34 protein-coding genes and 1 pseudogene are annotated in these 26,824 nt (G+C 62.7%); 15 read left to right on the top strand and 20 right to left on the bottom strand.

All coding sequences use genetic code 11. The annotated features are described in order from the left end of the window. The first annotated feature begins 70 nt into the window (after window positions 1–70). The gene (locus NKH13_RS04280) at window positions 71–322 is read left to right on the top strand and encodes a type II toxin-antitoxin system prevent-host-death family antitoxin (RefSeq protein ID WP_352662547.1); all 252 of its coding nucleotides are present in this window, start codon (window positions 71–73) and stop codon (window positions 320–322) included. Continuing rightward, a complete protein-coding gene (locus tag NKH13_RS04275; protein ID WP_352714693.1) occupies window positions 315–497 on the top strand; it encodes a hypothetical protein in 183 nt (60 codons plus the stop codon). The genes NKH13_RS04280 and NKH13_RS04275 overlap by 8 nt, the downstream gene beginning before the upstream one ends. Before the next feature lie 249 nt (window positions 498–746). On the opposite strand, the gene NKH13_RS04270 is transcribed toward NKH13_RS04275, so the two are convergent. The 7 genes from NKH13_RS04270 to purC are packed head-to-tail and all read right to left on the bottom strand — an operon-like array spanning window position 747 to window position 4,524. Continuing rightward, complete coding sequence (locus NKH13_RS04270; RefSeq protein WP_352714691.1) at window positions 747–1,394, bottom strand: Pr6Pr family membrane protein; 648 nt, start codon at window positions 1,392–1,394, stop codon at window positions 747–749. 4 nt (window positions 1,395–1,398) lie between these two features. Further along, a complete protein-coding gene (locus NKH13_RS04265; protein ID WP_352714689.1) occupies window positions 1,399–1,809 on the bottom strand; it encodes a hypothetical protein in 411 nt (136 codons plus the stop codon). A gap of 2 nt (window positions 1,810–1,811) precedes the next feature. Then, entirely contained in the window at window positions 1,812–2,477 is a 666-nt protein-coding gene (locus NKH13_RS04260) for a glutathione S-transferase family protein (RefSeq protein WP_352714687.1), read from the bottom strand. A 31-nt stretch (window positions 2,478–2,508) separates the two neighbouring features. After that, on the bottom strand, window positions 2,509–3,177 hold the full coding sequence (gene purQ / locus NKH13_RS04255; protein ID WP_352714685.1) for a phosphoribosylformylglycinamidine synthase subunit PurQ: 669 nt from the start codon (window positions 3,175–3,177) through the stop codon (window positions 2,509–2,511). Next, the gene (locus NKH13_RS04250; RefSeq protein WP_352467267.1) at window positions 3,174–3,428 is read right to left on the bottom strand and encodes a hypothetical protein; all 255 of its coding nucleotides are present in this window, start codon (window positions 3,426–3,428) and stop codon (window positions 3,174–3,176) included. The genes purQ and NKH13_RS04250 overlap by 4 nt, the downstream gene beginning before the upstream one ends. Before the next feature lie 18 nt (window positions 3,429–3,446). Beyond that, on the bottom strand, window positions 3,447–3,689 hold the full coding sequence (purS, locus tag NKH13_RS04245) for a phosphoribosylformylglycinamidine synthase subunit PurS (RefSeq protein WP_292659850.1): 243 nt from the start codon (window positions 3,687–3,689) through the stop codon (window positions 3,447–3,449). Between the two features lie 40 nt (window positions 3,690–3,729). Then, a complete protein-coding gene (gene purC / locus NKH13_RS04240; RefSeq protein ID WP_023674725.1) occupies window positions 3,730–4,524 on the bottom strand; it encodes a phosphoribosylaminoimidazolesuccinocarboxamide synthase in 795 nt (264 codons plus the stop codon). A 270-nt stretch (window positions 4,525–4,794) separates the two neighbouring features. Between purC and NKH13_RS04235 the strand changes: the two genes are divergently transcribed. Further along, the gene (locus tag NKH13_RS04235; protein WP_023674726.1) at window positions 4,795–5,115 is read left to right on the top strand and encodes a DUF1476 domain-containing protein; all 321 of its coding nucleotides are present in this window, start codon (window positions 4,795–4,797) and stop codon (window positions 5,113–5,115) included. Between the two features lie 120 nt (window positions 5,116–5,235). Beyond that, window positions 5,236–6,009, top strand: a complete 774-nt coding sequence (locus tag NKH13_RS04230) for an HpcH/HpaI aldolase family protein (protein WP_352714683.1) — start codon at window positions 5,236–5,238, stop codon at window positions 6,007–6,009. Here NKH13_RS04230 and NKH13_RS04225 read toward each other — a convergent pair. Further along, window positions 6,006–6,554, bottom strand: coding sequence for an RBBP9/YdeN family alpha/beta hydrolase (locus NKH13_RS04225; RefSeq protein ID WP_352715211.1), 549 nt, complete (start codon window positions 6,552–6,554; stop codon window positions 6,006–6,008). The genes NKH13_RS04230 and NKH13_RS04225 overlap by 4 nt on opposite strands. A gap of 271 nt (window positions 6,555–6,825) precedes the next feature. On the opposite strand from NKH13_RS04225, the gene NKH13_RS04220 reads away from it, so the two are divergent. Beyond that, window positions 6,826–7,638 carry a VOC family protein gene (locus NKH13_RS04220; RefSeq protein ID WP_352714681.1) on the top strand — a complete coding sequence of 271 codons (813 nt, stop codon included), beginning with the start codon at window positions 6,826–6,828 and terminating at the stop codon, window positions 7,636–7,638. Between the two features lies 1 nt (window position 7,639). On the opposite strand, the gene NKH13_RS04215 is transcribed toward NKH13_RS04220, so the two are convergent. The 4 genes from NKH13_RS04215 to NKH13_RS04200 are packed head-to-tail and all read right to left on the bottom strand — an operon-like array spanning window position 7,640 to window position 10,816. Continuing rightward, window positions 7,640–8,212 (bottom strand): RBBP9/YdeN family alpha/beta hydrolase, encoded by a 573-nt coding sequence (locus tag NKH13_RS04215; protein WP_352714679.1) that lies wholly within the window; start codon window positions 8,210–8,212, stop codon window positions 7,640–7,642. Beyond that, a complete protein-coding gene (gene purB, locus NKH13_RS04210) occupies window positions 8,212–9,519 on the bottom strand; it encodes an adenylosuccinate lyase (RefSeq protein WP_352714677.1) in 1,308 nt (435 codons plus the stop codon). Before purB ends, NKH13_RS04215 begins: the two co-directional genes overlap by 1 nt. A gap of 59 nt (window positions 9,520–9,578) precedes the next feature. Further along, the gene (locus tag NKH13_RS04205) at window positions 9,579–10,079 is read right to left on the bottom strand and encodes a hypothetical protein (protein ID WP_352714675.1); all 501 of its coding nucleotides are present in this window, start codon (window positions 10,077–10,079) and stop codon (window positions 9,579–9,581) included. An 11-nt stretch (window positions 10,080–10,090) separates the two neighbouring features. After that, window positions 10,091–10,816, bottom strand: a complete 726-nt coding sequence (locus tag NKH13_RS04200; protein ID WP_352714673.1) for a DUF2259 domain-containing protein — start codon at window positions 10,814–10,816, stop codon at window positions 10,091–10,093. Window positions 10,817–11,063: 247 nt separating this feature from the next. On the opposite strand from NKH13_RS04200, the gene NKH13_RS04195 reads away from it, so the two are divergent. Beyond that, window positions 11,064–11,318, top strand: coding sequence for a DUF2171 domain-containing protein (locus NKH13_RS04195; protein ID WP_023674734.1), 255 nt, complete (start codon window positions 11,064–11,066; stop codon window positions 11,316–11,318). 47 nt (window positions 11,319–11,365) lie between these two features. Here the strand turns inward: NKH13_RS04195 and NKH13_RS04190 are convergent, their stop codons facing one another. Both NKH13_RS04190 and NKH13_RS04185 read right to left on the bottom strand, forming a co-directional pair. Then, entirely contained in the window at window positions 11,366–12,385 is a 1,020-nt protein-coding gene (locus NKH13_RS04190; RefSeq protein ID WP_352715208.1) for a P1 family peptidase, read from the bottom strand. 14 nt (window positions 12,386–12,399) lie between these two features. Beyond that, window positions 12,400–13,473: a branched-chain amino acid ABC transporter substrate-binding protein gene (locus NKH13_RS04185; RefSeq protein WP_352714671.1), complete on the bottom strand. Its 1,074-nt coding sequence runs from the start codon at window positions 13,471–13,473 to the stop codon at window positions 12,400–12,402. Between the two features lie 179 nt (window positions 13,474–13,652). Between NKH13_RS04185 and NKH13_RS04180 the strand changes: the two genes are divergently transcribed. From NKH13_RS04180 to NKH13_RS04155, 6 genes and pseudogenes are all read left to right on the top strand, one after another. Continuing rightward, entirely contained in the window at window positions 13,653–14,147 is a 495-nt protein-coding gene (locus NKH13_RS04180) for a flavin reductase (RefSeq protein WP_352467274.1), read from the top strand. An 89-nt stretch (window positions 14,148–14,236) separates the two neighbouring features. Beyond that, a pseudogene (locus NKH13_RS04175) lies at window positions 14,237–14,477 on the top strand (VWA domain-containing protein); the annotation flags it as partial. 25 nt (window positions 14,478–14,502) lie between these two features. Beyond that, complete coding sequence (locus NKH13_RS04170) at window positions 14,503–14,841, top strand: XdhC family protein (RefSeq protein WP_352714669.1); 339 nt, start codon at window positions 14,503–14,505, stop codon at window positions 14,839–14,841. A gap of 6 nt (window positions 14,842–14,847) precedes the next feature. Then, a complete protein-coding gene (locus NKH13_RS04165; protein ID WP_352714667.1) occupies window positions 14,848–15,552 on the top strand; it encodes an XdhC family protein in 705 nt (234 codons plus the stop codon). After that, window positions 15,549–17,159: an NTP transferase domain-containing protein gene (locus tag NKH13_RS04160; RefSeq protein ID WP_352910821.1), complete on the top strand. Its 1,611-nt coding sequence runs from the start codon at window positions 15,549–15,551 to the stop codon at window positions 17,157–17,159. Before NKH13_RS04165 ends, NKH13_RS04160 begins: the two co-directional genes overlap by 4 nt. Window positions 17,160–17,251: 92 nt before the next feature. Beyond that, entirely contained in the window at window positions 17,252–18,109 is an 858-nt protein-coding gene (locus NKH13_RS04155) for an alpha/beta hydrolase (RefSeq protein ID WP_352714663.1), read from the top strand. Here the strand turns inward: NKH13_RS04155 and NKH13_RS04150 are convergent. Then, complete coding sequence (locus NKH13_RS04150) at window positions 18,106–19,143, bottom strand: DUF1176 domain-containing protein (RefSeq protein ID WP_352714662.1); 1,038 nt, start codon at window positions 19,141–19,143, stop codon at window positions 18,106–18,108. The genes NKH13_RS04155 and NKH13_RS04150 overlap by 4 nt on opposite strands. Window positions 19,144–19,266: 123 nt before the next feature. On the opposite strand from NKH13_RS04150, the gene NKH13_RS04145 reads away from it, so the two are divergent. Continuing rightward, window positions 19,267–19,773 carry a DUF1993 domain-containing protein gene (locus tag NKH13_RS04145; protein WP_352714660.1) on the top strand — a complete coding sequence of 169 codons (507 nt, stop codon included), beginning with the start codon at window positions 19,267–19,269 and terminating at the stop codon, window positions 19,771–19,773. Between the two features lie 51 nt (window positions 19,774–19,824). Here NKH13_RS04145 and NKH13_RS04140 read toward each other — a convergent pair whose 3' ends face one another. Beyond that, complete coding sequence (locus tag NKH13_RS04140; protein ID WP_023674744.1) at window positions 19,825–19,989, bottom strand: hypothetical protein; 165 nt, start codon at window positions 19,987–19,989, stop codon at window positions 19,825–19,827. Between the two features lie 383 nt (window positions 19,990–20,372). On the opposite strand from NKH13_RS04140, the gene NKH13_RS04135 reads away from it, so the two are divergent. After that, on the top strand, window positions 20,373–21,440 hold the full coding sequence (locus tag NKH13_RS04135) for an aldo/keto reductase (protein WP_352714658.1): 1,068 nt from the start codon (window positions 20,373–20,375) through the stop codon (window positions 21,438–21,440). Between the two features lie 47 nt (window positions 21,441–21,487). Then, window positions 21,488–22,753 carry a cysteine desulfurase-like protein gene (locus tag NKH13_RS04130; RefSeq protein ID WP_352714656.1) on the top strand — a complete coding sequence of 422 codons (1,266 nt, stop codon included), beginning with the start codon at window positions 21,488–21,490 and terminating at the stop codon, window positions 22,751–22,753. Between the two features lie 18 nt (window positions 22,754–22,771). On the opposite strand, the gene NKH13_RS04125 is transcribed toward NKH13_RS04130, so the two are convergent. The 4 genes from NKH13_RS04125 to NKH13_RS04110 all read right to left on the bottom strand — a co-directional run bounded on the left by NKH13_RS04125 (window position 22,772) and on the right by NKH13_RS04110 (window position 26,823). Continuing rightward, window positions 22,772–23,803 carry a histone deacetylase family protein gene (locus tag NKH13_RS04125; protein WP_352714654.1) on the bottom strand — a complete coding sequence of 344 codons (1,032 nt, stop codon included), beginning with the start codon at window positions 23,801–23,803 and terminating at the stop codon, window positions 22,772–22,774. After that, the gene (locus tag NKH13_RS04120) at window positions 23,800–24,309 is read right to left on the bottom strand and encodes a GNAT family N-acetyltransferase (RefSeq protein WP_352714653.1); all 510 of its coding nucleotides are present in this window, start codon (window positions 24,307–24,309) and stop codon (window positions 23,800–23,802) included. The genes NKH13_RS04125 and NKH13_RS04120 overlap by 4 nt, the downstream gene beginning before the upstream one ends. Window positions 24,310–24,518: 209 nt before the next feature. Continuing rightward, entirely contained in the window at window positions 24,519–25,448 is a 930-nt protein-coding gene (gene kce, locus NKH13_RS04115; protein ID WP_352714651.1) for a 3,5-dioxohexanoate:acetyl-CoA acetone transferase, read from the bottom strand. A 7-nt stretch (window positions 25,449–25,455) separates the two neighbouring features. After that, window positions 25,456–26,823, bottom strand: a complete 1,368-nt coding sequence (locus tag NKH13_RS04110) for an aminotransferase family protein (protein ID WP_352714649.1) — start codon at window positions 26,821–26,823, stop codon at window positions 25,456–25,458. Window position 26,824 lies beyond the last annotated feature (1 nt).

The following is a 26,824-nucleotide window of genomic DNA, read 5'->3' as shown; positions in this document are numbered from 1 at the left end:
TATCCGATGAAATAGGGATATTGCTGAAAACAGCTGTTTCATCTATTTTCGGGGTGTGAAGGAGATGACTATGGCGAGTTTCACGCTCACAGATCTCGGCAATAAATCCGGCGAGGTCGTCGAGGCTGCGTTCCGTGGTCCCGTCGACATCACCAAGCGCGGCAAACGAAAGTTCGTGCTCCTGACGGCGGAGCAGTTCGACCGCATCACCGGCCGCAGCGCTCAGCGGGCACACCGCGTTGAGGATCTGTCGGCCGAGGAACGCGACGAGCTTCTAGCCGGCCTCGACGCAATCGCGCGAGATGATGTCCGGGATGACTGAGCTTGGTCACGGACAGATCATTCTCTACTCCTATCTTTGGGCAAGGAAATATGACCGCGGCGAGGAGAGCGGACGCAAGGCGCGGCCGACTTGCGTGATGCTGATCGTTGCCGGTAAGAATGGCCGCAAGCAGGCCCTGCTCATTCCGATCACAAGTCAGCCCGCCACGCCCTGACGCATACTATGTCGAGATTCCTGAGACGGAGGCCCGTCGCGCCACGCTCTATACGCCAGCCTGGGTTATCGTCGATGAATTCAACACCGATGATCTCGCGACGAGCTGGGCGCTCGAGGATGCCAAGCCGCTTGGCCAATTCACGCGCAAGTTCATGTCACGGATCGCCGGTGAAGCTGCTGCGGCGATCCGTGCAGGGCGCCGCGCGAACCGTGCCAAGACGCTAAAGGCGACCAGGGCGGGAGAGCGTCATCGCGGACGGACGCGTTCCGCCCTGATCCGCGTGACACCGTGGTCCACAAGCACCGCCACAATGCACAGCATCAGAAAAAGCCCGGTGATGGCCAGAGCTGAGACCGCGACGCTGGCCGCACTGTGTTTGGAGACGTCGAGGAACGGGTAGGGCACTTCGCCGGCGATCGGCGCCCGCAGCAATGCGTAGGCCAGATAGGCGATCGGATAGATCATCCACCAGGAGATGTCGCGCCATCGCGTCGAGCCGTCGGCGCCCGCCACAAGCCACCACAGCACGAACAACAGCGGCGTCACATAGTGCAGGAGAACGTCGCAGAGCAGGAACAATCCTTGCGGCTGCCAAAGCTGCGCCAGGACCGTTGCATAAACGATGAGGACCAGGGTTATGGCGACGGCTACGCCCGCCCGCATCCGTGGCGCGGCAAAGGCCGGAAACCAGGCATAACCCGTCGACGACAGCAACGAGGCATGGACGAGCACCGCGCCGATGTTGGTCAGGATGGTGAAGAAGCTGAAATAGAAGACCAGCGAGCCGACAAAACCGCGGCCGGCTTCCATTGACGCCGGGACGGTGATGCAGAGCTGCAGGACGAGCCCGGCCAGGCCGACGACCAGACCAGTGATCTGCAGCAACCGACCCATTGGGCTAGGCAGCAGCGCCGCAGGCCGGATTGCCCGCCTGCCAGCGGGCAATGTCCGAGCCGATGCGCGTGCCGAGCGGTTCCGCCATCAATGGGCCGAACACGTCGACGCGGCTCGAACTGCCTTGCGCCTGCACGACCAGCAGCGGCTTTCCGCCATAATGTTTGGCCGGCACCAGCAGGAAGCGCGGCGTGCCGCTGAACGAATTCAGTTCGTTGGCCATCTGATAAGATTTGAAGGCAGGGTCCTTGCTGGCGATCCAGCATTTGTGGGCTGCGATCGCCACCTGTTCCATGGCAAGCAGTGACGCGCTCTTGCCCGCCGGCGCCGGCGTACTCTTCGGGCCAGACTGGCAGGAGGCGAGTACAAGACCGGCGGCAGCGGCGAGGGCGAGGCGCGTGGTCGTCGGTCTCATGTTCACGCGGCGCCCATCTCGAGTTCGGACAGAAAGATCTTCAGACCGTCTGTCATCTCACCCCAGACGCGCGACAGCGCCGGATGCTGCAAGGCGATTTGCTCGTAGGCATCGAATTTCGGATAGGCCTCAAGCAAATCGGGGCGGCCGATCGTCGCCCTGAAATTGTTGAAGACGAAGCGGGTCGGCGTCAGCCAGGCATCGGCAAAGGAGATATCGTCGCCGAGCGCGAACGGGCCATGCGCCATGCGGGCCTCGATTGCCGCAAGCCCGTGATGCAATCGGGCGAACTGTGCCTTGATCTCCGCCTCGTTGCGCTGCGGCACGAAATAGAGCTCGAACAGCTTCATCATCGGCGCGAGCACGTCGAGGTCGGTGATGCGGGCGAACATGCGCACCAGCGCCCGGTCCTTCGAATCGTTGGGCAGCAGTGCGGGCTCGGGAAAGCGCTCCTCCAGATATTCGGCAATGACCACCGATTCGACGATCGTTTCGCCCGAGCCGGTGATCAGCACCGGAATCCTGTTGAGCGGCGAGATGGCGCGAAATGCCTCGGGGATGGGAAACCCCGGCGGCGGTGCAATGAGCTTGAGCGGCACGTTCTTGATGTAGGCCAGGGCCCGCACGATCGACGAATAGGGCGACAGCGGTCGCGAATAGAGTTTCATGGCCGTCGCTCCAGGAGGAAAATTGAATGCATCAAGCGGCGATGCCCAGCGCGCTTTCGAACAGCGCCCGGCCGTCGCTGCCGCCATGCGCCGCTTCGATCAGGTTCTCGGGATGCGGCATCAGGCCGAGCACATTGCCACGGCCGTTGAGGATGCCGGCAATGTCGTTGATCGAGCCGTTGGGATTGGTGCCTTCCGCGTAGCGGAACACCACCTGGCCTTCGCCTTCGAGGCGGGCCAGCGTTTTGGCATCGGCAAAATAATTGCCGTCATGATGCGCCACCGGCGCGCGGATGACCTGGCCCGGCTGATACCGGCTGGTGAACATCGTGTTGGCATTGGCGATCTGCAGCTTGACTTGCCGGCAGACGAATTTCAGCGAGGTGTTGCGCATCAGTGCGCCCGGCAGCAGGCCGGCCTCGACCAGGATCTGGAAGCCGTTGCAGACGCCGATGACCGTGACGCCCTTGGCCGCTTTTTCGGCGACAGCCCGCATCACCGGCATGCGCGCGGCAATAGCGCCGCAGCGCAGATAATCGCCAAAGGAAAAGCCGCCGGGAATGGCGATCAGGTCGACATCGGGGATTTCAGTGTCGGTCTGCCAGACGGTGACCGGCGGCGTGCCGGAAATCTTGGTCAGCGCCGCGATCATGTCACGGTCGCGATTAAGGCCGGGGAGCAGGACGACGGCTGATTTCATTTTGGTTCGTAGGGCCTCTGGGCTTCGGCGAGTTCGCGCAATTCTAGGCGGCGTTCGATATGTTCGAGGCGATCGTCCTGCCGCGCCAGCACGCCGTAAATGTTCTTCACATCGCCCTCGGTGGCGACGAGATGACCACGGATCGAACCCAACTCGGACTTTACCTCGCCAAGTGTCAAATCCATCGTGTCCAGCCGCAACTGAATGGATTTGAGGACTTCAAAAATCAGGCTTCCATTGATCTCGGTCATCTACCCTCGGGCACAACCTCAGGTAATGGCCACACTATAATTCTCAATCACCGTATTCGCCAGAAGCTTGTCGCACATGGCTTTCAGATCCGCCTCGGCCTTGGCCCTGTCGCCCTCGGCAAGCTCGATATCGAAAACCTTGCCTTGCCGCACCTGGCCGACGCCGCCGAAACCCATTCCGGAAAGCGCATGCTCGATTGCCTTGCCTTGTGGGTCGAGCACGCCGTTCTTGAGGGTTACGGTAATGCGGGCCTTGATCACGCTGGACATGCTCCTGTTCACCTGTTGAGCGGGTAAGCCGTCAGTGCGGCTTGCCTTTGACACCGTCGGTCGAAGCGACGAGCACCGGTCCGGCAGGGCGCGGCGGCTCGTTCTCGTTCATGATGCCGAGGCGGCGGGCAACTTCCTGATAGGCTTCAACGAGCCCGCCCATGTCGCGGCGGAAGCGGTCCTTGTCGAGCTTGTCCTGGGTCGCCACGTCCCACAGCCGGCAGGAATCCGGCGAGATCTCGTCGGCGACGACGATGCGCATCATGTCGCCTTCGAACAGGCGGCCGCATTCGATCTTGAAGTCGACGAGCTGGATGCCGACACCCATGAACAGACCGGAAAGGAAGTCGTTGACGCGGATGGCCAGCGCCATGACGTCGTCGATCTCCTGCGGGCTCGCCCAGCCGAAGGCGGTGATGTGCTCTTCCGAGACCATCGGATCGTCGAGCGCATCGGCCTTGTAATAGAATTCGATGATCGAGCGCGGCAGCACGGTGCCTTCCTCGATGCCGAGACGTTTGGCCAGCGAGCCGGCGGCGACGTTGCGCACCACCACTTCGAGTGGGATGATCTCGACTTCCTTGATCAGCTGCTCGCGCATGTTGAGCCGGCGGATGAAGTGGGTCGGAATGCCCATCCGGTTGAGGTGGTTGAAAATGTGCTCGGAAATGCGGTTGTTGAGTACGCCTTTACCATCAACGATTTCATGCTTCTTCTTGTTGAAAGCGGTGGCGTCGTCCTTGAAGAACTGGATCAGCGTGCCAGGCTCCGGTCCCTCATAAAGGATCTTGGCCTTGCCTTCATAAATGCGGCGGCGATTTTTCATCTGATTTTTCTCTGGATTTGCGGGCAGGCGGCAAGCGACCAGTTCCTGTCCGTCTGCCTAAAATAAGATGGCGACGGTGGGGTTCAATGCCGGTGTCTATCCCAATCGCACTGTTTGCTCAATCGGCAAATCCTTTCAATCAACCGCTTTCGGGGACCGAAATGCCGCAGCGCAGCAAGCAATGTAGCATATTGACCGGCCGGCGCCCTTTTGGTTTGTGCTCCGGCAACACATATTGGCACAACGAATCGGATTTCACGGAGGGATGCCATGAGCAGCATGAAAGACCGCGAAGAGGGCTTTGAGCGCAAATTCGCATTCGACGAGGAACTTCGGTTCAAGGCTGCGGCACGCCGCAACAGAGCGCTCGGCCTGTGGGCTGCCGAAAAGCTCGGCAAGTCAGGCGCCGATGCCGACGCCTATGCCAGGGAAGTGGTCGTCAGCGACATCGAGGAAGCAGGCGATCACGACGTTTTCCGCAAGATACGCAAGGATTTCGATGCAGCCGGCATCGACCAGTCGGACCATCAGATCCGCCGCACCATGGATGAATTGATGGCGCAGGCGATCGAGCAGATCAAGAACACCTGATCCTTCCGCTCGTTCCGATCGCATTCTGGACCAATCGACCGCCCGGCCTAGCCGGGCGGTTTTTCTTTGCCTTTGCGGTCATTTCCGGCTGAATTGCTGCAACCAAAGAGGAAATCGCCAATGTCCCTGAAGTCACGCCTTGCGGCCGACGAGACGCTGTTCACTGCATGGTCCGGCGTGCCGGATGCCTTGACGGTCGAGATACTGGCCAGACAAGGGTTCGACGCGGTTACGCTCGACATGCAGCATGGTGGCCATCACGAGGACAGCGTGCTGCGCGGGCTTGTGCCGGTGCTGGCCGCCAACAAGCCGGCTTTGGTGCGCATTCCGGTCGGCCGCTTCGACATGGCCAGCCGTGCGCTTGACTTCGGCGCCGAGGCGGTGATCGCCCCGATGGTGAATTCGGTGGCGGACGCAAAGCTGTTTGCCGCCGCCATGAAATACCCGCCGCTAGGCGAGCGCTCCTGGGGCCCCACCTATGCCTTTCCGCGCCATGGCAAGGGCGATTATGCCGACTGGCTGCGCGACAGCAACCAGCGCACCATGGCGTTCGCCATGGTCGAAACGCGCGCCGCGCTTGATGCACTCGATGGCATCCTCGACACGCCGGGCATCGACGGTATCTTCCTGGGCCCTTCGGATTTCTCGATCGCCTGGTCGAAGGGCACCACCGTCAGTTCGACGCTGGAGAGCATGATGGAGACCGTCGCCTCGATCGCCGAGCGCACCCGCAAAGCCGGCAAGCATGCGGCGATCTATGTGATGGAACCGGCCATCGCCGGTCGCGTGGTGTCGATGGGTTACCGGCTGCTGGCGATGGGTTCCGAGCATTCGCTGATTTCGCTTGGGGCAAAGACCCTGCTGAACAGCGTCAGGGATTCGATCGCTTCCTAAAGATCCGTCAGGAATTTCGCGAACGTCATCGAGCCTTCGGGCCAAGGGCCAAAGCCGGAATCTGCGTTGAGATGGCCGGCATCGCCGGCGTCGATGAACAGCGACCCCCAAGCCGCGGCAATGTCCTCGGCGACGCCGAAGGCGCAGAACGGGTCGTTGCGGCTGGCGATCACCACCGACGGAAACGGCAGCGGGTCGCGCGGATAGGGGCCGAAGGTCATCAGGTGCCTGGGCTTTATCTTTGGATTGGCGACATCGGGCGGCGCCACGAAAAAAGCGCCGGCGACCGGCCGCTCAAACCGAGGCAAGGCCTGGATGACCGCTGCGACGCCAAGCGAATGAGCGACGATGACGACCGGCCGCTCGGCCTCGTTAACCGCCTTGGCGACACCGGCCGTCCAATCCTCGCGCACCGGCTTCGACCATTCCGTCTGTTCGACGCGGCGCGCTGTCGACAGTTTCGACTGCCAGCGGCTCTGCCAATGATCGGGGCCGGAATTGGTGTAGCCCGGCACGATGAGAATATCTGCTTCCCTGACTTTCATGGCGCGCATGTAGCGAGAGGCGCTGTCGGGTGCAACCGGGTATGAACTCAACAGCGACACGCAAACGGCCTCTCACGAACCCGGTTCTGATCGCTATTGTGAACACCATGTTCGCTTCTTGCGCTCTTGTGTGAACGATCGCGATCGACGATCTGTCGCCGGGAAAGAATGGCTGTTCCGAGATTTTGGCACGGACACGGCGTAGAATGATTGATGGCGCCGGGTTCCTCTGTTGGAAGCTTGTCGAGCGCCGCCTGAACGGAGCACTTTGATGAGCGAACTGCCTTTTGCCGCGACGACCCCGGTCAGCGTTGCCCGCGTCGGCTTGCGGGCGCGCGATGCAGAAAATCTCGCTGCCTACTATCGCAAAGTCGTCGGTTTGCAGGAACTGAGCCGCGCCGGCGGCACGATTACGCTCGGCGCAGTCAATCGCCCTTTGCTCGACATCGAAGCGGATCCGGCCGCGAAACCCGATGACCCGCGCAGCGCCGGTCTTTTCCACACCGCCTTCCTGCTACCCAGCCGTGCCGATCTCGGCCGCTGGATCAACCACGCCATCGCCGGCAAGATCGGCATCGAGGGTGCATCCGATCATCTGGTCAGCGAGGCGCTTTATCTTACCGACCCGGAAGGCAACGGCATCGAGATCTATGCCGACCGCCGCCCGCAGGATTGGAAATGGAACGGCGACAAGATAGCGATGGCGACGGAGCGGCTGAACATTCCGTCGGTCGTTGCCGAGGTGCCGGCCGGCGACACCGGCTGGCAGGGCGCGCCGGAAAACAGCATTATCGGCCACGTCCATTTGCGGGTTGGCAGGCCGGAAGAAGCCGAAGCATGGTGGCATCAGGAGTTCGGTTTCGACACGGTGGCAAAGTACGGTGGCGCGGCGGTATTCCTGTCGTCCGGCGGCTATCATCACCACATTGGCGCAAATGCGTGGCAGAGCGCGGGCGCCGGTCGCCGCGATCCCGCCCGCTCCGGCCTGGCCTGGGTCGAGATGCGTTCGGACAATGCCGCAAGCGAGACCACCCGCGAGGATCCGTGGGGCACGGTGATAAGGACGGTTCCCGGTAAGGCGTAGGTTAGAGGTTTGCTTTTTCGAGCAAGCGGCCAAGCATGAGCAGGCCCGCTGGCCATAAGCCGAGGCCGGCCTCGTTCCCCATATGGCCAAGATCGCCGGCATCGGCGATATCCGCGCCCCAGGCGGCGGCAAAAACGGTCGCCTTGTCGAAGGTGACGCGTGGGTCGCTGCGGCTCGCCACCACCAATGTCGGGAAGGGCAGGCGCTTCAGCGGCATCGGCGCGAACGGGCGCACCGCGTCGAATGAGGGATCGGCATCCTCGACATTGGTCGCGGCAACCAGGAATGCCGCCGCGACCTTGTCGAGTTGGCTTTGACTGGCGCTAGCAGCCCACTTCACCGCCGTCGCCACCGCTAGCGAATGCGCAAGCAGCACGATGCGGCGCGGTGCGGCGGCCACCGCGGCATCTACCTGGCCGATCCAGTCTTCAGGCTTCGGCCGGTCCCACTCAGCCTGCAGCACGCGGCTCGAATTGGGGAACACCCGGCACCAATGCGACATCCAATGATCTGGCCCGGAATTGCCGCGCCCGGGCAGGGCAAGGAAATCGAAATCTCCGGCCGCCGAAATCATCAGGCTTCTCCAAACACTCGGCTGAAGATCGTATCGACGTGCTTGGTATGATAGCCCAAGTCGAATTTCTCGCGGATCTCGGCCTCGGGCAAGGCTGCGACAACGTCCTTGTCGGCCAGAAGTTCCTCAAGAAAATCAGCGCCTTGCTCCCATACCTTCATCGCATTGCGCTGCACCAGCCGGTAGGCGTCCTCGCGCGAAACGCCGGCTTGCGTCAGCGCTAGCAGCACGCGCTGCGAATGCACAAGGCCGCGGAATTTGTTCATGTTCTTCAGCATGTTGTCGGGGTAGACGAGCAGTTTATCGACAACGCTGGTCAGCCGTGAGAGCGCGAAATCGAGCGTCACCGTCGCGTCGGGCCCGATCATGCGCTCGACCGAGGAATGCGAGATGTCGCGCTCGTGCCAGAGCGCCACATTCTCCATTGCCGGCAATGCGAAGGAGCGCACCATGCGGGCAAGGCCGGTGAGGTTCTCGGTCAGCACCGGGTTGCGCTTGTGCGGCATCGCCGACGAACCCTTCTGTCCGGGTGAAAAGTACTCTTCTGCCTCGAGCACCTCGGTGCGCTGCAGATGGCGCACCTCGATCGCCAGCCGCTCGATCGACGAGGCGATGACGCCGAGAGTGGCGAAGAACATCGCATGGCGGTCGCGCGGGATCACCTGCGTCGACACCGGCTCCGGTTTCAGTCCGAGTTTCTTGGCCACATATTCTTCGACATAGGGGTCGATATTGGCGAAGGTGCCGACCGCACCGGAGATGGCACAGGTGGCGATGTCCTCGCGTGCGTGCACCAGCCTCTCGCGGCAACGCGAGAATTCGGCATAGGCCTGCGCCAGCTTGACGCCGAAGGTGGTCGGCTCGGCATGGATGCCATGGCTGCGGCCGATTGTGATCGTGTCCTTGTGCTCGAAGGCGCGGCGCTTGAGCGCCGCAAGCAGCCCGTCAATGTCGGCCAGCAGGATGTCGCTGGCGCGGGTGAGCTGCACGGCAAAACAGGTGTCGAGAACGTCGGAGGATGTCATGCCCTGGTGGATGAAGCGGGCATCCGGCCCGACGAATTCGGCAAGATGGGTGAGAAAGGCGATGACATCGTGCTTGGTGACGCGCTCGATCTCGTCGATCGCCTCGACATCGAACTTCGCCGCCCCGCCTTTCTGCCAGATGGTCTTGGCGGCCTCCTTCGGGATGACGCCGAGCTCCGCCAATGCGTCGCACGCGTAGGCCTCGATCTCGAACCAGATGCGGAACCGGGTTTCGGGCGACCAGATGGCCACCATTTCCGGCCGGGAGTAGCGAGGGATCATCAGTCGGTCCTGACTTGCGAGAGCATTTGCCCGCGTCCTAACAGAGGCAGGCAAAATGCTCAACGTTGCTGGCGTGCAAACCAGACACTGGCGACAGCGAGCGCAATGAAACCGAGCGGAAAATACAGCCGGATGCCGAGGACGACGAACTGATAGAGTGCCGTCAACATCGTGAACACGAACTGGAAAACCCAGGTGATGGTGAACACGGGCGCATGCCATTGGACATAGTAGGAGCGGTATTGCAGCCCAAAGAGGCCGCCGGTGCAGGCGATCGTCGCTGCGAGAAGGCAGACGAAGGCGGCGGCGAGGGCGATCTCCCAGTGGCGTCCGAGCGAGACGAGCCGCGCCAGGAACAGCCCAATCGGGAAAGCGAGCGCACCGCCGGCAGCATAAAGCAGCGAGACGAAGCGGATCTTTGCCGGGGTCTCCCAATCGTACTGCAGCAGATTGAGCAGCGCGCTGGCGCCCATCGCTGTGGCCCACAGCAAGGCACCGGCAAATGCGGCGCGCAGCGACGGCAGAGCGCGGCGGAGACGGCGCAGAGCGCTATAGCGCATGGCGGGGAACGTCAAAGGCGACCGGTTACCGCGATCCAGCGATAGTCCGGCCCTTCGAAGCCGTATTGGCGCACCGCGATCAGCACGGCATAGGCGCTGAGGCTATCCAGCGAAAATGTCTGAACCGCGCCGATCTGGTAGCCATTCGGACAGCCTCTGCTTTGCGGGATCGATTTGTCCTCGTGGATAATCCTCGTCTGGCCGCCGTCCTTCGCCTCGATGCGCAGCAGGCGAAAGCCATTGATCTCGCCCTGGCTCTGGCAGCGTTCGGTGTCATTCATGCCGATCTGGTCGAGCCGGAACTCAAGCGGATCGTCGACCGGCGAAAAGATCGGGCGCGGATTGACCACCATCCGGAAGGGATCGGCAGAAAGCTCGGTCACCGGGTTGAGGCCGGCGGTGATGCCGCGATTTGCCGTCAGTTCCGCCTGACTGACGATCGCTTCGCCCTTTTGCCGGGCCTGCAGCCGCGCTGCGTCCACCGCGGCATTCTCGTCGTCGAGCCGGACATGGATCGGCGAACCCTTCAGGAAACTGTCGTCGGCCGTGTCGATATAATAGCGGTTCGCATAGGGAAATCCCGATCCGTCCTGGACGCCGTATTCCTCGAAGGCAAAGACCCCGCCATCACGGCTGAAGCCGAGGATCTCAAGCTCGGCGACATCGCCTGCGTGGGCGGCGGCCAAGGTTGCAAGCGGGGCAAGCAGGCAGACGGCAAACAGGGCAAGATTTCGCATGGGGCTTTCCATTCAGGCGGTCGACGCCGTTAAATTCCTATCACGATGCCGTCAAAAGATCGTGCTGACTGAAACACAAAGTCGATGCATCCAATCCGGCCGTCGTTTGTTATTGTCGGCAGCTTCACCGCATCGTGCCTTCCTAAAATCAGTATCGATTTTCGGAAGGCACGGTGCATTGATTAAAAATGTTTAGAGCGTCCTTTGCGCGTTCAAAAGGACGCGCGGCGCTCTAAGGGAGACCCCCATGACAGATGCAGCCAAGATTCGCGAACGTATGGAAGTGATCGGCGCCGACGGCGTCCATGTCGGTACCGTCGACAAGGTTGACGGAGATCGTATCAAGCTGACCAAGCGCGACAGCGGCGAGGGCGCTCACAGGGGCCATCACCACTTCATTCCTCTCAGCCTTGTCGCCGAGGTCGAGGGCCAGAAGGTGCGGCTCTCAGCAAACTCGGATGTTGCGGTCACGTTCGAAGAAGAAAAATCCGAACCCACCTGATCATAAGTCCAGTCTGATTACGGCTCACCCGAATGAGCGTGGCGCGGTCAGCGCGACGACCAGACCGGGAACAGATCGCCCTCGGCCGGCGTCGCGGCAAAGACGCCGCGGCTGATGGCCCGCGCCATCGTGGCGCCGGCCGCGGCGTAGAGATCGATGGCATCGTTGGGTGCGAGCTCGATGCCGCTCTTGCCCGTTGCCAGCGCGAAGACCAGATCGCCGTCTGCGGGCGTGTGCGTCGGCCAGATGGCACGGACAAAGCCGTCATGCGCTGATATCGCCAGGCGTTTGGCGGCGGCCTTGGTGAGTACCGCATCGGTGGCGATCACGGCAATGGTCGTGTTGGCGCCGGTTTCCGCCTGCTCTCCGGCATGCCTGTCACGGAACTTCAGCAGGATCTTTCTGGCATCGTCAGGCATCGGGTGGGGATAGCCTAAGCCGCCGAACTCGTCGCCGATCTCGAACGGCGCCGCCCAGAAATGGCGGGTCCCGGCGACCGTCACCGAGCCGGTTGGGTTGACGGCGGCGAGCGCGCCGATGGTGACGCCGCTGTCCAGCACTGTCGAGGCCGAGCCGAGCCCGCCCTTCAGGCCGGAGCTCAAAGCCCCGCTACCTGCGCCGGCAGTGCCGAGCGCAAAGTCGATCGCGGCGGCTTGCGCGGCTTCGTAGCCAAGGTCACGGTAAGGCGGATACCGGTCCCAATCCTTGTCGCCGCCATTGCGCAGGTCGAACAGGATCGCCGCCGGCACGATCGGCACCCGAAAGCCGCCGACCTCGACGCCGATGCCTCTTTCGCGCAATGACGCCTGCACCCCCGACGCGGCGTCAAGGCCAAAAGCCGAGCCGCCCGAAAGCACCACGGCATGGATGGCGTGGATCGAATTGTGCGGCTCGAGCAGGTCGGTTTCGCGGGTGCCCGGCGCACCGCCCAGGATTTGCACGCCGGCGACGGCCGGTTCGTCGCAGACAACGGTGGTCACACCGGATTTCAGCTTGGCATTAGCCGCATTGCCGACACGCAGGCCGGCGACGTCGGTGATGAGATTGCGCGGACCCGTATGGAACATCCCTGTGCTGGACATCATTGGCTCTCCACCGGCACGAAACGGCCGCCGTCGAAACGGTAGGCGCGATAAGGATTTTGCGTCAGGTCACCTTTTTCGTCAAAGCGGATCGGTCCGATCGCCGTGGTGAAGTCGTGCGCGGTCAACACGTTGGCCAGCCTCTCGCCGGAGCTTTGCGTCAATGCTGAGGCCGCCTTGGCGATCTCGACCGCGGCATAGGCGGGCAGCGTGTAACCTTCCGGCACGATGTTTTGTCCGGCAAAGCTTTGCAGCACCTTTGGGTCGGCGACATCGGCCCATTCGGGCGGCGCGATCATCAGCGTGCCGGCGGCATAAGGCGCGTCGCCGAGCGGCGCCCGCAACGCTTCGCCGCCGGCAAACACCATGCCGGTGTCGAGCTGGCCGGCATCGCGGCCCATAATGGCGACATCATCGCCGTCGCCGCCGGCAAAGACATGCGTTGCGCCGGCTTTCTTCAGCCGGCCGATCAGGCCGATCTGGTTGTCGAGCTGCGGCCGGAACGTGTCGACGAACACCGGCTTCAGAGCCGCCTGCTCGGCGGCTGCCCGAAACGTCTCGGCCATTTCGCGGCCGTAGATGGTGCCATCGTCGACGACGGCGAACAGCTCGTTCTGCCATAGGCGGGTGAGGATGGCTGCGACGGCATTGCGCTCGTCGTCGCCGCGCGGCCCGAGACGATAGATCGGCCATCCCGTCTTGGCGCGCCGGTCGGTCAGGCTTTCCGTGCGGACGCCGACGGTGATCACCGGGATGCCAGCGTCCTTCAGGATCGGCAGCGCCGCCTCGATTGCGTCGGTGCAGAGAAAACCGACGGCGACATTGACTTTCGCCGCGGCGAATTCCCTCGCTGCGGCGGCGCCACCATCGGCCGTGCAGGCGTCATCGATCGTCCTGATCTCGGTACCGTCAGCTTCAGCCGCCATTTTCGCGCCTGCCTCGATCTGTTTGCCGAGCATAGCCGACGGCCCCGACAAAGGTGCCGCGACGCCGACCAGCAGCGTCTCGGCATTTGCACTGCAGGCGACCGAGAGCCAGGCCAGCACCGCTATCGTGGTTGTCCAAGGTCGCATGCGAGCGAAGAATTCCTCCGCGCCGATCGCGTGTTTTGCCGGCGCCAATGCCGTCAAGACCTAAAGGCTGGCCAGCTTTGGCGCAACACGGGAATTCGGGATATAGCTCAAGCACTTCGCTTGTGGCATGCAATATCCCGCCATATATAACGGTTGGTTCTGACTAGTGGAAATCATCGGTGCTGAAGAAGAATGACATCGGGCCGCAGGCCTACCGCGACGCGATGGCCCATTTTGCCGGCCATGTACATGTAGTCACCACCGATGGCCCCGCCGGCAGGCGCGGCGCGACGGTGATCGCGGCCTGCTCGGTGTCGGACACGCCGCCGACCATCCTGGTTTGCCTCAATCGTGAAAATTCCAAGAACGAGCCGTTCGTGGAAAACGGCAAATTTGCCCTGAACACGCTGGCTTCGGATCAGGAGCCGCTGTCGATCGGCTTTTCCGGCATTACCGGCCTACCGGTCGAGGAGCGTTTCGCGCTGGCCGAATGGGATGTGATCTCGACCGGTTCACCGACGTTGAAGGGCGCCCTTGCCGTCTTCGACTGCGAGTTGGTCGACACCAAGGATCTGGCCACGCACCGTGTGCTTTTTGGCAACGTGACAGGTTTGCGCATCGGCGATAATTTGCGGCCACTGATCTATCACAACCGCGGCTATCACGCTCTGTAGAGGCTTTAGATGGCCGCGCCCACGGAGACAGAATGACCGAGTTGAAACAGTGTCCGGCGCCGCGGACGATCGACGAGACGCCTGTCGGAGAAATGGAACGGCTGCATAAATCCTGCCGGCGGCCGATCTGGTTGAACCCGCTGCTGCGCTTCGACGGCTTCGAGGCGCGTGCCCGCGGCGTCAAGGCGATGCTGCCGCATGTCGACGAATTCCGTTCGGTGCACAATCTCGATGCGCTCGCCGATCTCTGTGCGTCGCTGGATAAAAAATTCGGTCCGTTCGGTCGACCCGCGCAGATGGATCGAGGCTGGTGCGAAGCGCGTGGCATAACCACATGTCTCCCTGGGAGAAAATCATGGAACACAGCATCTATCTCGATGAGGCCCGCGACCCGCTGATCATCGCGGAGAGCTGGATGAAGGACGGCAAGGATGTCGCCATCGCCACCGTGGTCGAAACCTGGGGTTCGGCACCGCGTCCCGTCGGCAGCCACCTGGTCATCGACGCCGAAGGCAATTTCCATGGCTCCGTCTCGGGCGGCTGCGTCGAAGGCGCCGTGGTGACCGAGGCGGTCGATGTTATCGATAGCGGCAAGGCGAAGATGCTGGAGTTCGGGGTCGCCGACGAAACCGCCTGGCAGGTCGGCCTGTCCTGCGGCGGCCGCATCAAGGTCTATGTCGAAAGGCTGGGCTGATTCTCGATGGATCCTTACGCGCTGAAGACACTCAACGCCGAACGCCGCGCACGCCGCGCGGCGATCCTGGTCACCGACCTCGGCGACGGCCGCGACCGTGTCGTGCGCGAGGGCGACCGGGTAGCCGGCGAACTCGGGGCGGCCATCGCCAAGGCATTTCGCACGGGCAATTCCGGTTCGGTCGAAGCTGAGGGGCGGACGTTCTTCCTCAACGCACATCTGCCGCAGCCGCGCCTGGTGGTGATCGGCGCCGTCCACATCAGCCAGGCGCTGGCACCGATGGCCAGGATCGCCGGCTATCCTGTCGAGATCATCGATCCGCGCACGGCCTTTGCCACGTCCGACCGCTTTCCCGACATCGCGCTGCATGCCGAATGGCCGGAGGATGTGCTGAAGCGTCAGCCGCTCGATAGCTATACGGCGCTGGCTGCTCTCACCCACGATCCGAAGATCGACGATTTCGCGCTGAAGGCGGCGCTCGACGCCGGCTGCTTCTATGTCGGCGCGCTCGGCAGCCGCAAGACCCACACCAAACGTGTGGAACGCCTGCTGGCTTCGGGGGCGACCGCCGACCAGATCGCTCGCATTCATGCCCCGATCGGCCTCGACATCGGCGCCGCCAGCCCGGCCGAGATCGCCGTCGCGGTCTTGGCGCAAGCGATCCACGCCTTTCGCTCCCGCGGCCTCGAATCCAAAGGCGCGGTCGCGTGAAATTTGGTCCCGTTGCGATCGATGCGGCCGAAGGGGCAGTGCTTGCGCACGCCACCACAGCCGGAGAGCGCCGCTTCCGCAAGGCGCACAGGCTAAGCGCCGAGGATTTGTCCCTGTTGAAGGCCGCTGGCATTTCCGAGGTCGTCGCGGCGGTGTTGGCGCCCGATGATCTTAGCGAGGATGCGGCCGCCGAAAAGATCGCCGCATGTATGGTCCACCGCAACATCGAGGCGAAGCCCGCCGCGACCGGCAGGGTCAACCTCCACGCGCACGCTGCCGGCATGTTCACCGTCGACGCGGCGATGATCGACGCTATCAACGCTGTTGATCCGACGATCACCATCGCCACGCTCGCGCAGCATGCGCCGGTCGAAAAAGGTCAGATGGTAGCAACGGTGAAGATCATTCCGTTTGCGGTCGCCTCCGCTTTGGTCGATGCGGTGGCAAGGATCTGCGCCGGCGGCGAGATCTTTGCCGTCAACGCCTATCAGCCGGTGCGCGTCGGCGTCATCCAGACGGTGCTGCCCGGCATCAAACCCAGCGTGCTCGATAAGACGCTGCGCGTCACCGAAGCACGCCTGGCGCGTTCGGGCGGCAGGCTGACGGCGGAGCGTCGAACGCCGCATGAAATTATTCCCGTCGCCGAGGCTGCGGCCTCGCTGATCCGTGACAACGATATGGTGGTTATCTTCGGCGCCTCGGCGATGGCCGATTTTGGCGACGTCGTTCCCGCTGCCATCGAAAAGGCAGGCGGCACTGTCATCCGCGCCGGTATGCCGGTCGATCCCGGCAATCTGCTGGTGCTAGGCACTCTAGGCGGCAAGCGCATCATCGGTGCGCCAGGCTGCGCCCGCAGCCCCAAGGAGAACGGCTTCGACTGGGTGCTCGACCGGCTGATCGCCGGTCTCGACGTGACCGCCAGGGATATTGCCGGCATGGGTGTCGGCGGGCTGTTGATGGAAATTCCGACGCGGCCGCAGCCGCGCGAGCCATTGCCGGCCAAAGCCGAACCAAAGGTCGAGATCGTGCTTCTGGCCGCCGGTCGCTCCAGCCGCATGGGCGGGCCGAACAAGCTCTTGGCGCTCTTCGACGGCAAGCCGCTGGTCCGTCGCACTGCCGAACGCGCGATCGCTTCGAAAGCCGCGGCCACCATCGTCGTCACCGGCCACCAGCGCGAGCGCGTGCGCGATGCACTGTCGGGCATGGATGTGACCTTCGCGGACAATCCGGATTTCGCCGAGGGCCTGTCTTCGTCGCTGAAGGCAGGCATCGCAAAGATTTCCGGAGACGCCACCGGCGCCATGATCGTCCTCGGCGATATGCCCGGCGTCGCCTCGGCCGACCTCGACAGGCTGATCGAGGCGTTCCGCAAGTCCGAATGGCGATCGGTGGTGCGCGCCTCCCATGATGGCCGGCGCGGCAACCCGGTGGTGCTGCCGCGCTCGCTGTTCGCCGCGATCGCTCACCTCGGAGGCGATACCGGTGCCCGCCATCTGGTCGAGGCCGAAGGGCTCGACGTCATCGATGTCGAGATCGGCGAAGGGGCAGCCGTCGATGTCGACACGCCCGAGGCGCTGGAAAGCGCCGGCGGCGTGCTGCAGGATTGACAAACCAAAGCCGAAAAACGCATGGCTGCGGGATGGCCTTTCGTTCCTGCTTCCGGTTCCGCTTGCCTCCCTCTGGCCTCCCAGCCCTGCTGATGGCGATTCTTTTGCCGCTCTCTTGCGCCGCCTACGCCAACGCTCTCGAACTCAAACCCTTCAAGGATGATCTCTTCGCCTATCCGGCGACGCTCTCATCCGAAAACAACGGCGCCTATTCGGTTATCGATTATCGTGAGATGCGCGACATCAACGCCCGCGACGAAGTGCCTGAACGTCGTGTGCATGCGCAATACACCGACACCGGCGTGCGTAAGGTGCAGCAGGATCTGTTGCTGCCGACCGATGCAGGCAATGTCCGCCACATCGCCGTCGGCAAGGTCGGGGGCGCCAGCATCATCGTACTTTATCTGCACGGACAGGGTGGCAGCCGTAAGCAGGGCACCGACGACTTCACCTTCGGCGGTAATTTCAACCGCATCAAGAACTTGATGGCCGGCAATGGCGGCCTCTATCTGTCGCCGGATTTTTCCGACTTCGGCGACGCCGGTGCCGCCCAGATCGCCGCATTGATCGGCCACTATGCCGAACAATCGCCGCGCGCAAAAATCTTCGTCGCCTGCGGCTCTATGGGAGGCGCGTTGTGCTGGAAGCTGGCCTCCCGCAAGGATACCGGCGGGCGCATCGACGGGCTGCTGCTGCTCGGCTCGCTGTGGGATGAGAGTTTCTTCTCAAGCCCGGCCTTCAAGCGCCGTGTTCCGGTCTTCTTCGGCCAGGGCAGCAAGGATCCGGTGTTTCCGGTCGAGAAACAGGAAGGCTTCTTCCGCTCCATCCTGGCCAAATCGAAGAGCTATCCCACGCGCTTCGTCCGCTTCGAGACCGGCACGCATGGCACACCGATCCGCATGACCGACTGGCGCGGCACACTCAACTGGATGTTGTCGAAGGCCCCTTAGGGCGCGGTGTTGTAGTCGACGACCGTCTGCGGATTTTCCTCGCCGTCGTAAGACGCGTCGACATCGTACTGGACCAGGGAAAAATCGCCGTTGCGGAACAGATAGGTTCCTGATGAAGAGGCATCGCCGATGCCACGCCATTTGTTGAAGGTGGTGATCGTCTTGGTCTCTTCGTCGTAGTCGGAATTAGTTGCCCAGTCGGAGGTCTGGAAGCCAACTATGGTCATGCCCAGCAATTTGCCGTCGCTGTCATTGTTCTCGTAGCGGATGTCCATTTCAGGTTCGGCGAACTGCAATTGTCTCACGCCAAGCACGTCGTCGCTCATGTAATAGATCGAGTTTTCGTTGTAGGCCGCGGCCGAGCAGGCGAAATGGAAAAGCCGCGTTTCGCTTTCGGGATCGCTGGCAGCCGCATCCTTGTCCTTATAGTGGATCGAGAAAATGTCCGGCTCCTGCGCCAAAAGATCCTTGTCGCACTGGTCGCCATAAGTCGCGGCAAACGCCTTGTTGGCCTGCTCAAGCGCTGCGTCCTTCTTAGGCGGCGGCGGTCCTTCGCCGCAGCTTGCCGGCACGGCATCCTCGAAATCGGCCTTTGACGGTTTCAGCGCACCCTTGTCGATGAAGATCGCGCGAAATGGCGGTTCCTGGATCGAGGCGTTGATCTGGCGCAGCGTATAGCAGCCGGCAAAGACATTCTCGCTGCCGTCCTTGGCCGTCGCCCGGATGGCGACCGGAACGCTGTAGTAGATGCTGCCGGCAGCCCCATCTTCGGATACGCCACCGGTTTTGACTTCGACCGTGTCGGTGCTGTCATAGCCTTTGACGAAGGAATTGAAATCCTTGGCCGGCTTGGTGTCGCCGAAATAGTCCCAGGCGCGCGCGAATTCGTGCCGGCTGATGGCACTATAAAGCGACCGGATGACCGCTTCGGCATTCGACCTGTCGTCGATATAAGGCGCGTCTGCGGCGAGCGCCGATTGGCCAGCAACGGCAAGCGAGATAAAAGCGGTCGCTGCAAAAAGGGCGCGTCTCATCGGGAACCTCCACTCGATGAAAAATCCTATCATATCGATTGCGGCGACGTGGTGACGCTTGAACAATCGCCTGCGAAAGCGCTACCTCTCGCCGTCGGCAGTCGGGCCGCGTGGAGATTTCTTGTGACCATATCAATGTATGAAGCATCCGTGCCGGTATTTTCGGCGAGGCTGAAGGCACTAGCCAATGTGCTGGACATTGCCGAGCAAAATGCGGCTGATCGCAAGATCGATCCGCAGGTGTATCTGACGGCGAGGCTGGCGCCGGACATGTTTGCGCTGACCAGGCAGGTACAGATTGCCACCGATCACGCCAAGGGCGCGCCGTCGCGGCTTGCCGGGCGTGAGGTGCCAAAATACGAGGACAATGAGGCGAGCTTCGCCGATCTGCAGGCGCGCATAGCCAAGACGCTCGATCTACTCGCCACGTTCTCGGCAGCCGAATTCGATGGTTCAGATGACAGAATGGTCGAACTGCGGCTTGCGGGACGCGAGGTTTCGATGCCGGGAATGCAGTATCTGCTGCATGCCGCCATGCCTAATTTCTATTTCCACCTGACCACCGCCTACGACATCCTGCGCCACAACGGCGTGCCATTGGGCAAGTCGATCTTCCTCGGATTGCGTTGAGGTCCGCTCGTGAGATTTCCCGCTGCGGCGGGATATCTCACGGTGCGCTGTTTAGCGCAGGGACATTTCTCGGGCGATGCGCGGGAAATCGGCCGGCTTGACGCCGATATCGGCGCGATCGGCATTGCTCATCGAATGGAGCAGCGCCAGTGCCGCACGATAGCGCAGCTGTTCCCGCGGACGCGGACGGGCGAACATTTCAGTGAAGAATCCCATGATTCAAGCCCCTTATTGAACCTCCACGGCCGTCAATATAGGCAGATCATGACAATTGTGCAGTGCAGCATTCGCATGGCAGCCATGCTGCCCTGATCTTTTTTGACATAATTCGGCTGTTCCGGCGAAACTTCTGCGGTGCTTCGACCGTAGGCCTCAGTGCCGGCCCTTGGCCGGTTTTTCCTCGCCATTCCTGGCGAACTTCCGGACTGCATTCACATGCAGTCCGGCTTTTTATTGGCCGCTGGGATGAACCCCGTCCGCCGGCGTCCTGGGAAAGTCGCCTGACCTGCCGTCGGTGGGCTTGGAAGCGGGCGGCGCTTTCCTGTATGCTATTGCTTCCTCCTCGCGCAGCCGCGCAAAATTCCCGCCGGAGAAACTCCATGCACAAACGCCGTCTCGGCCAGACCGATCTTTTCGTGTCGAAGATCTGCCTCGGATCGATGACCTGGGGCCAGCAGAACACCGAGGCGGACGGTCACGCCCAGCTGGATCTGGCGTTTGCGCGCGGCGTCAATTTCATCGACACCGCGGAACTCTATCCGATCCCGCCCAAGGCGGAGACACAAGGCCGTACCGAGACAATCATCGGCAATTGGATGAAGGAGAAGCGCAATCGCGGCCAGGTGATCATCGCCTCGAAGGTGGTTGGTCGCACCGCCAACACCTGGTTTCGCGGCGACCGCCCGTCTAAGCTGGTGCGCGCCGATATCGTCGACGCTATTGAAAAGTCACTCGCCAGGCTCAACACCGATTACATCGACCTCTATCAGATCCATTGGCCGGAACGCGACGTGCCGTGGGGCGCCAATCCGAACCGCATCGGGGCCGTACCGCGACGATCCGATGCCGCCGGCGTGCCGGAAGGCGAGACGCCGATCGCCGAGACGCTTGCCGTATTCGATGAACTGGTGAAGGCCGGCAAGATCCGCCATTTCGGCCTGTCGAACGAGAATTCCTGGGGCGTCATGCGTTTCATTGCCGAAGCCGACAAGGGCCTCGGCCCGCGCGTCGCCTCGCTGCAGAACGCTTATAATTTCGTCAATCGCACCTTCGAGGTGAACCTTGCCGAAGTCTGCGAGCGCGAGCAGGTGTCGCTGCTTGCCTATTCGCCGCTGGCGCAAGGCTATTTGACCGGCAAATACGATCATGGCGCGCGGCCGCAGGGCTCGCGCTCGCAATTGTTCAACCGCGGCCAGCGCTACGAGACGCCGAATGCTGCCGAGGTGCAGCTCGAATATAACCGGTTGGCGCGCACCTTCGGCATGGAGCCGGCGCTGTTTGCCAATGCCTATGTCTCGAACCGGCCCTTGGTCACCTCGAACATCATCGGCGCCACGACCATTTCGCAACTCGAAATGGCGCTCTCTTCCGCCGACGTGGTCTGGACCGACGAGATGCAGAAAGCCGTCGACGCGATCCACCAGCGCGTCGGCAATCCGTGCCCTTGATGCGTCGGGACGTAGTTGTCCGATAGTCATAAGGGGAGGGAACAGCCATGGACTTCCGGATCGACGCGGTGCGCGCGAAATTTCCGGCCTTGTCGTTGACCGACAAGGGCCGCAGGCGCATTTATCTCGACAATCCTGCCGGCACGCAGGTGCCGCAGGCGGTGGCGGACGCAGTATCGCGTTGCTTACTGACCACCAATGCCAATCTCGGCGGCTTCTTCGAGACCACCATTGCGGCACAGGACATTGTCGACGAGGCCCATCTGGCGATGGCGGATTTCCTTGGCGCGGCAAGTCCGCAGGAAGTCATTATCGGCGCCAACATGACGACGTTGACCTACCAGATGTCGCGAACGCTTGGCCGTACGATGAAACCCGGCGACGAGATCATCCTCACCCGCATGGACCATGAGGGCAACATCTCGCCCTGGCTGCAACTGGCTGAAGACCTTGGCCTTGTCGTGCGCTGGCTGCCTTTCGACCAGCAGAGCTGGCAGGTCGAGGAGGCAGCACTCGCCGCGCTGCTTTCCGAGAGGACGCGGCTCGTCGCGCTCAACTATGCCAGCAATCTCACCGGGTCGATCAACCGGGTGAAGGCGTTGACCGGCATCGCGAGGCAGGCTGGTGCGCTGGTCTACGTCGATGCCGTCCAGTTCGCGCCGCATGGCCTGATCGACGTCCAAAACCTCGGCTGCGATTTTCTGATCTGCTCGGCCTACAAGTTCTTCGGCCCGCATATGGGAATTTTGTGGGCCAGGCTGGACGTCGTCGATGCACTGCAGCCGTACAAATGCCGCTGCTCGTCCAATGCCCTGCCGGAGCGCTTCGAGCTCGGCACGCCGCAAATTGAATTGATGGCCGGCCTGTCGGCGGCTGTCGATTATTTTGCCGACCTGGGCGCGGCAGCCGGCGCGCAAGCGTCGCGTCGGCAGAAAATCGCCAAGGCCTTCGAAGTTTCAATCGCTTACGAGAACCCGCTGGCGCAACAGCTGATCGATGGTCTGTCGGATATTACCGGCCTGACCATCCACGGCATCACCGATCCGAAGCGGATCAATGAGCGTGTGCCGACGGTGTCGTTCACTGTCGAAGGCATCGTGCCGGAGACGATCGTGCGGCAGACGAATGCCGAAAACATCTTCCTGTGGTCCGGCCACAACTACGCCTGGGAGATCGTGCACCAGCTCGGCATTCCGGCCGAGCAGGGCGTGGTGCGCATCGGCATCGCTCATTACAACACTGCAGCCGAGATCGAAGAGACGCTGGAGAGCGTGCACCGCGTTGTCGCCATGCTGAGGCAGGAGCGATCCTGAGCGGGCCACGCGGGCGGATCATCGCTTGTGGGCGCCGCCAAAACCGGTGAGGAAGGCGGTGAGATTGTCGCCGAGTTCGTCGCAGAGATAACCGCCTTCCTGGACGATGACCGTCGGCAGGCCGAGCCCGGCGATCGCCTCGCCAATGCGCGAAAAACCAGACGTGCTCACCGACAGTCCGCCGAACGGATCGCCTTCGAAGGCGTCTAGCCCCAGCGCCACCACAAGCGCATCGGGCGAGAAGGCGTTGATGCGCTGGAACGCTGCCGCGAGCGCTTCGAGGAAAGCCGCATCGCCGGATTTGCGCGGCAGCGGCAGGTTGAGATTGTAGCCGAGGCCGGCGCCTTCGCCGCGCTCGTCGGCATAGCCCCAGAAAAACGGATAGAACCGCACCGGATCGGCATGCAGCGACACGGTGAGCACGTCCGGCCGGGCATAGAAGATGCCTTGCGTGCCGTTGCCGTGGTGCAGGTCGACATCGAGGATCGCCACCCGCGCCGCCTGCTTGCGCAGAACCTGTGCGGCGACCGCCGAATTGTTGATGAAGCAGAAGCCGCCGGCGACATCGGCAAAGGCGTGATGGCCGGGCGGCCGGCACAGCGCATAGGCGGCCGGCGCTCCCGACATCACCGCCTCGGCGGTTTCAACCGCGCTCCAGGCGCTCCAAAGCGCGCTCTGCCACGTCTCCCCGGAGATCGGGCAGGCGGTGTCGGCCATGTGGTAGCCGGCTTGGCCGACCGCCGAGGCCGGATAGGAGCCGTTCCGCGCGATCGGGTGGATGTTGGGGATGACCTCGGCCGAGGCGCCCTCGATGCGCTGCCAGCGCGCGAAGATATGCTGGAGGAAATCGAGATATTCCGGCGTATGCACCGCCGCAATCGGGCCGAGCCCGTGATCCCGCGGCCGTTCGATCGTGCAGCCGGCAGCCTTTGCGCCGGCTAACAATCGCTCGACCCGTACCGGCTTTTCCGGATTGGGCTGCGGCGCGCCGCTTGAGAGGAACGCCTTCGGGTCGTGGCGCTTCTGTTCTTCGGCATAGAAGGCTTTCATGTTGGCTCCTCCGGTGCGTCGGCAAAGGCGAAAAAGGCCTCGCCGACGATCTTTTGCACCTGCTCGTAGCTCGACCAGGCAATGCCCAACCGTTCGTAAAAAGCCTTGGCGGTCTCGTTGTCGGTGTCGACGGACAGCCTGAGGTAAACGCCGCCGTCTTTGCGGCATTGCGCCGCGACCCGGCGCAGCAGGCGCTCGCCGATCCTGCGGCCGCGAAACCGGTCCTCGATATAGAGGTCCTGCACATAGACGCCGGGCCGGCCCATCCATGTCGAGAAGATCGGAAAATAGAGGCACAGCCCGGCAAATTCGCCGCCGACTTCGGCGATCAAGGTCGAGAAGGCAGGCTTTTCGCCAAAGCCATAGGTGCGGAGATCCTGAGCTGTCGAGGCGATCTCCTGATGGGCGCCGACATGCGCGCCCAGCCGTAGGAGCGCGGCGTGGATGGTTTCGACGTCTTCGCTGGTGCCGGGGCGGATAAGTACGTTTGTCGATGGCGTACTCACGGCAGGCAGAGTGCCCAGGCACCCCCCTCTGTCCTGCCGGACATCTCCCCCTCATGGGGGGAGATTGGTAGCTTCGATCTTGTCGCCCATCCTGCAACATCGGCAATTGGCGAAGGCCGCAGTGATGTCCAATCTCCCCCCTTGAGGGGGAGATGTCCGGCAGGACAGAGGGGGGTGTGACGGATCACAATCATCTCAGGCCACAACCATCAGAACGCCACACGGTCGCCGCCCTTGAGCGCCAGCATCTGCCGCGCCTCGGCCGGCGTTGCAACGTCCAGCGACAATCCGTCGAGCACGCTGCGGATGCGGCGCACCTGGTCGGCATTGGACTTGGCGAGCTGGCGCCCGTCGTAGAGGCTGTCCTCCAGCCCGACGCGGACGTTGCCGCCCATCGCCGCCGCAATCGAGATCATCGGCATCTGGTGGCGTCCGGCGGCCAGCACCGAAAACTGGTAGCTGTCGCCGAACAGTTTGTCGGCGATGTGCTTCATGTGGACCAGGTTTTCGGGATCGGCGCCGATGCCACCGAGGATTCCGAACACGAACTGGATGAACAGCGGTCCCGACACCAGCCCGCGGTCGCGGAAATGCGCCAGCGAGTAGAGATGGCCGACATCGTAGCATTCGAATTCGAAGCGCGTGCCGCATCCGCGCGCAAGCTTTTCGAGCACCGTCTCCATGTCGGCAAAGGTGTTCTTGAAGATCGTGTCGCGGGTCGCTTCGAGCAGCTTCGGCTCCCATTCGTGCTGCCACTCCCGCGGCCGGTCGAGCATGGGGAACAGCGCGAAATTCATCGAGCCCATATTGAGCGAGCACATTTCCGGCGCGGCCCTGAGCGGGGCGGCCAACCGCTGGTCGAGCGTCATCAGCGAGGAGCCGCCGGTGGTGATGTTGATCACCGCATCGGTCGCCTGCTTGATGCGCGGCAGGAACTGCATGAACACCTCGGGGTCGGCGGTCGGCCGCCCGTCCTTAGGGTCGCGGGCGTGAAGATGCAGGATCGAGGCACCGGCTTCGGCGGCGGCGATCGCGTCGGCGGCGATCTGGTCCGGCGTCACCGGCAGATGCGGCGACATCGACGGCGTATGCACCGACCCGGTGACGGCGCAGGTGATAATGACTTTTCGCGGTGCCATGGTCGCCTCAACCTTCGACCGGCAGGTCGAGCTCGCCGGCCAGCACCTCGAGCGAGTCGCCGATGATGGATACGATCTCGCCGATCTGCGCGGCGGTGACGATCATCGGCGGCGCGACCATGAAATTGTCGCCGTCGACACCGCCCTTGACCTTGCGTCCGTAGATGATCAGGCCGCGCTCATAGGCGAGGTCGAGCAGGCGCTGGGTGGCCATTTTCGCGGGCTCGATCGGCCTCAGAGTGTCGGGATCGGCGACCATTTCGGCACCGGTGAGCAGGCCCTTGCCGCGGACATCGGCGATGAATGGAAACCGTTTGGCCAATCCCTTCAGTTCGTCCATCAAAAGGTCGCCCATGACAGCCGCGTTGGCGATTAGGCCGAGGCGGTCCATTTCGCCGAGTACGGCGAGCCCGGCGGCGCAGGCGAGCGGATTGCCGGCATAAGTATGGCCGTGCTGGAAGCCGCCCGATGCGAGCAATGGCTGCACCAGCCGCATCGGTGCCGCCAGCGCGCCGAGCGGCGCGTAGCCCGAGCCCAGCCCCTTCGATAGCGCAACGATGTCGGGCTTGCAGTTCCAGTGGTCGCCGCCGAGGAATTTTCCGGTGCGACCCGCACCGCTCATCACTTCGTCATGGATGAGCAGGATGCCGTAGCGATCGCAGATCTCGCGGATGCGCGGATAATAGCTGTCCGGCGCCACAAGTGCTGCCGTGGCAGCGCCGCCGACCGGCTCCATGATGAAGGCGAGCACGCTTTCCGGCCCCTCGGCGAGGATCTTTTCTTCCAGCATATCGGCGTAGCGGATGCCGCGCTGTTCCATCGATAGATTGTCGCGGTCGCGCCAGGCGATGGGCGCCGGCACGGTCGGCATGACCTGCATCATCGGCGTAAAATTTTCGGCCAGCGCATCGTCGCCGGTGACGGCGAGCGCACCCAGTGTGCCGCCGTGATAGGAGGGAAAGCGCGTGATCACCTTCCAGCGGCTGGGCTGGCCCGTGGCGACCGCCCATTGCCGCGCCAGCTTAATGCAGGATTCCGTAGCTTCCGAGCCGCCGGAGACAAAGAAGATGCGGTCCAGGCCCTCGGGGAGTTTGGCCGCCAGTTGCCGCGCGAGCTCCTCGGCCGGTTCGTTCTCGAAATGCAGGCGGTAAGCGAAGGTGGCGCGGTCCATCTGCCGTTTCATCGCGTCGAGCACGTTGCGGTTGGAATGGCCGATATTGGCGACCATCGGCCCGCTCGATCCGTCGATGAAGCAGCGGCCGTCCTGCGTCCACATGTAGATGCCTTCGGCGCGGTCGATCAACGGCCGGCGCAGGCTGGACAGATAAAACAGATGCGAGGCTTCGCGGGCTTCCGGGGCAGGGGACTTCAGCATG

Origin of the sequence: Mesorhizobium sp. M1348 (assembly GCF_040317925.1) — a bacterium.
Taxonomy (GTDB): domain Bacteria; phylum Pseudomonadota; class Alphaproteobacteria; order Rhizobiales; family Rhizobiaceae; genus Mesorhizobium.
The sequence above is the reverse complement of the archived record's forward strand: the minus strand, read 5'-3'. Positions and strand labels throughout refer to the sequence as shown.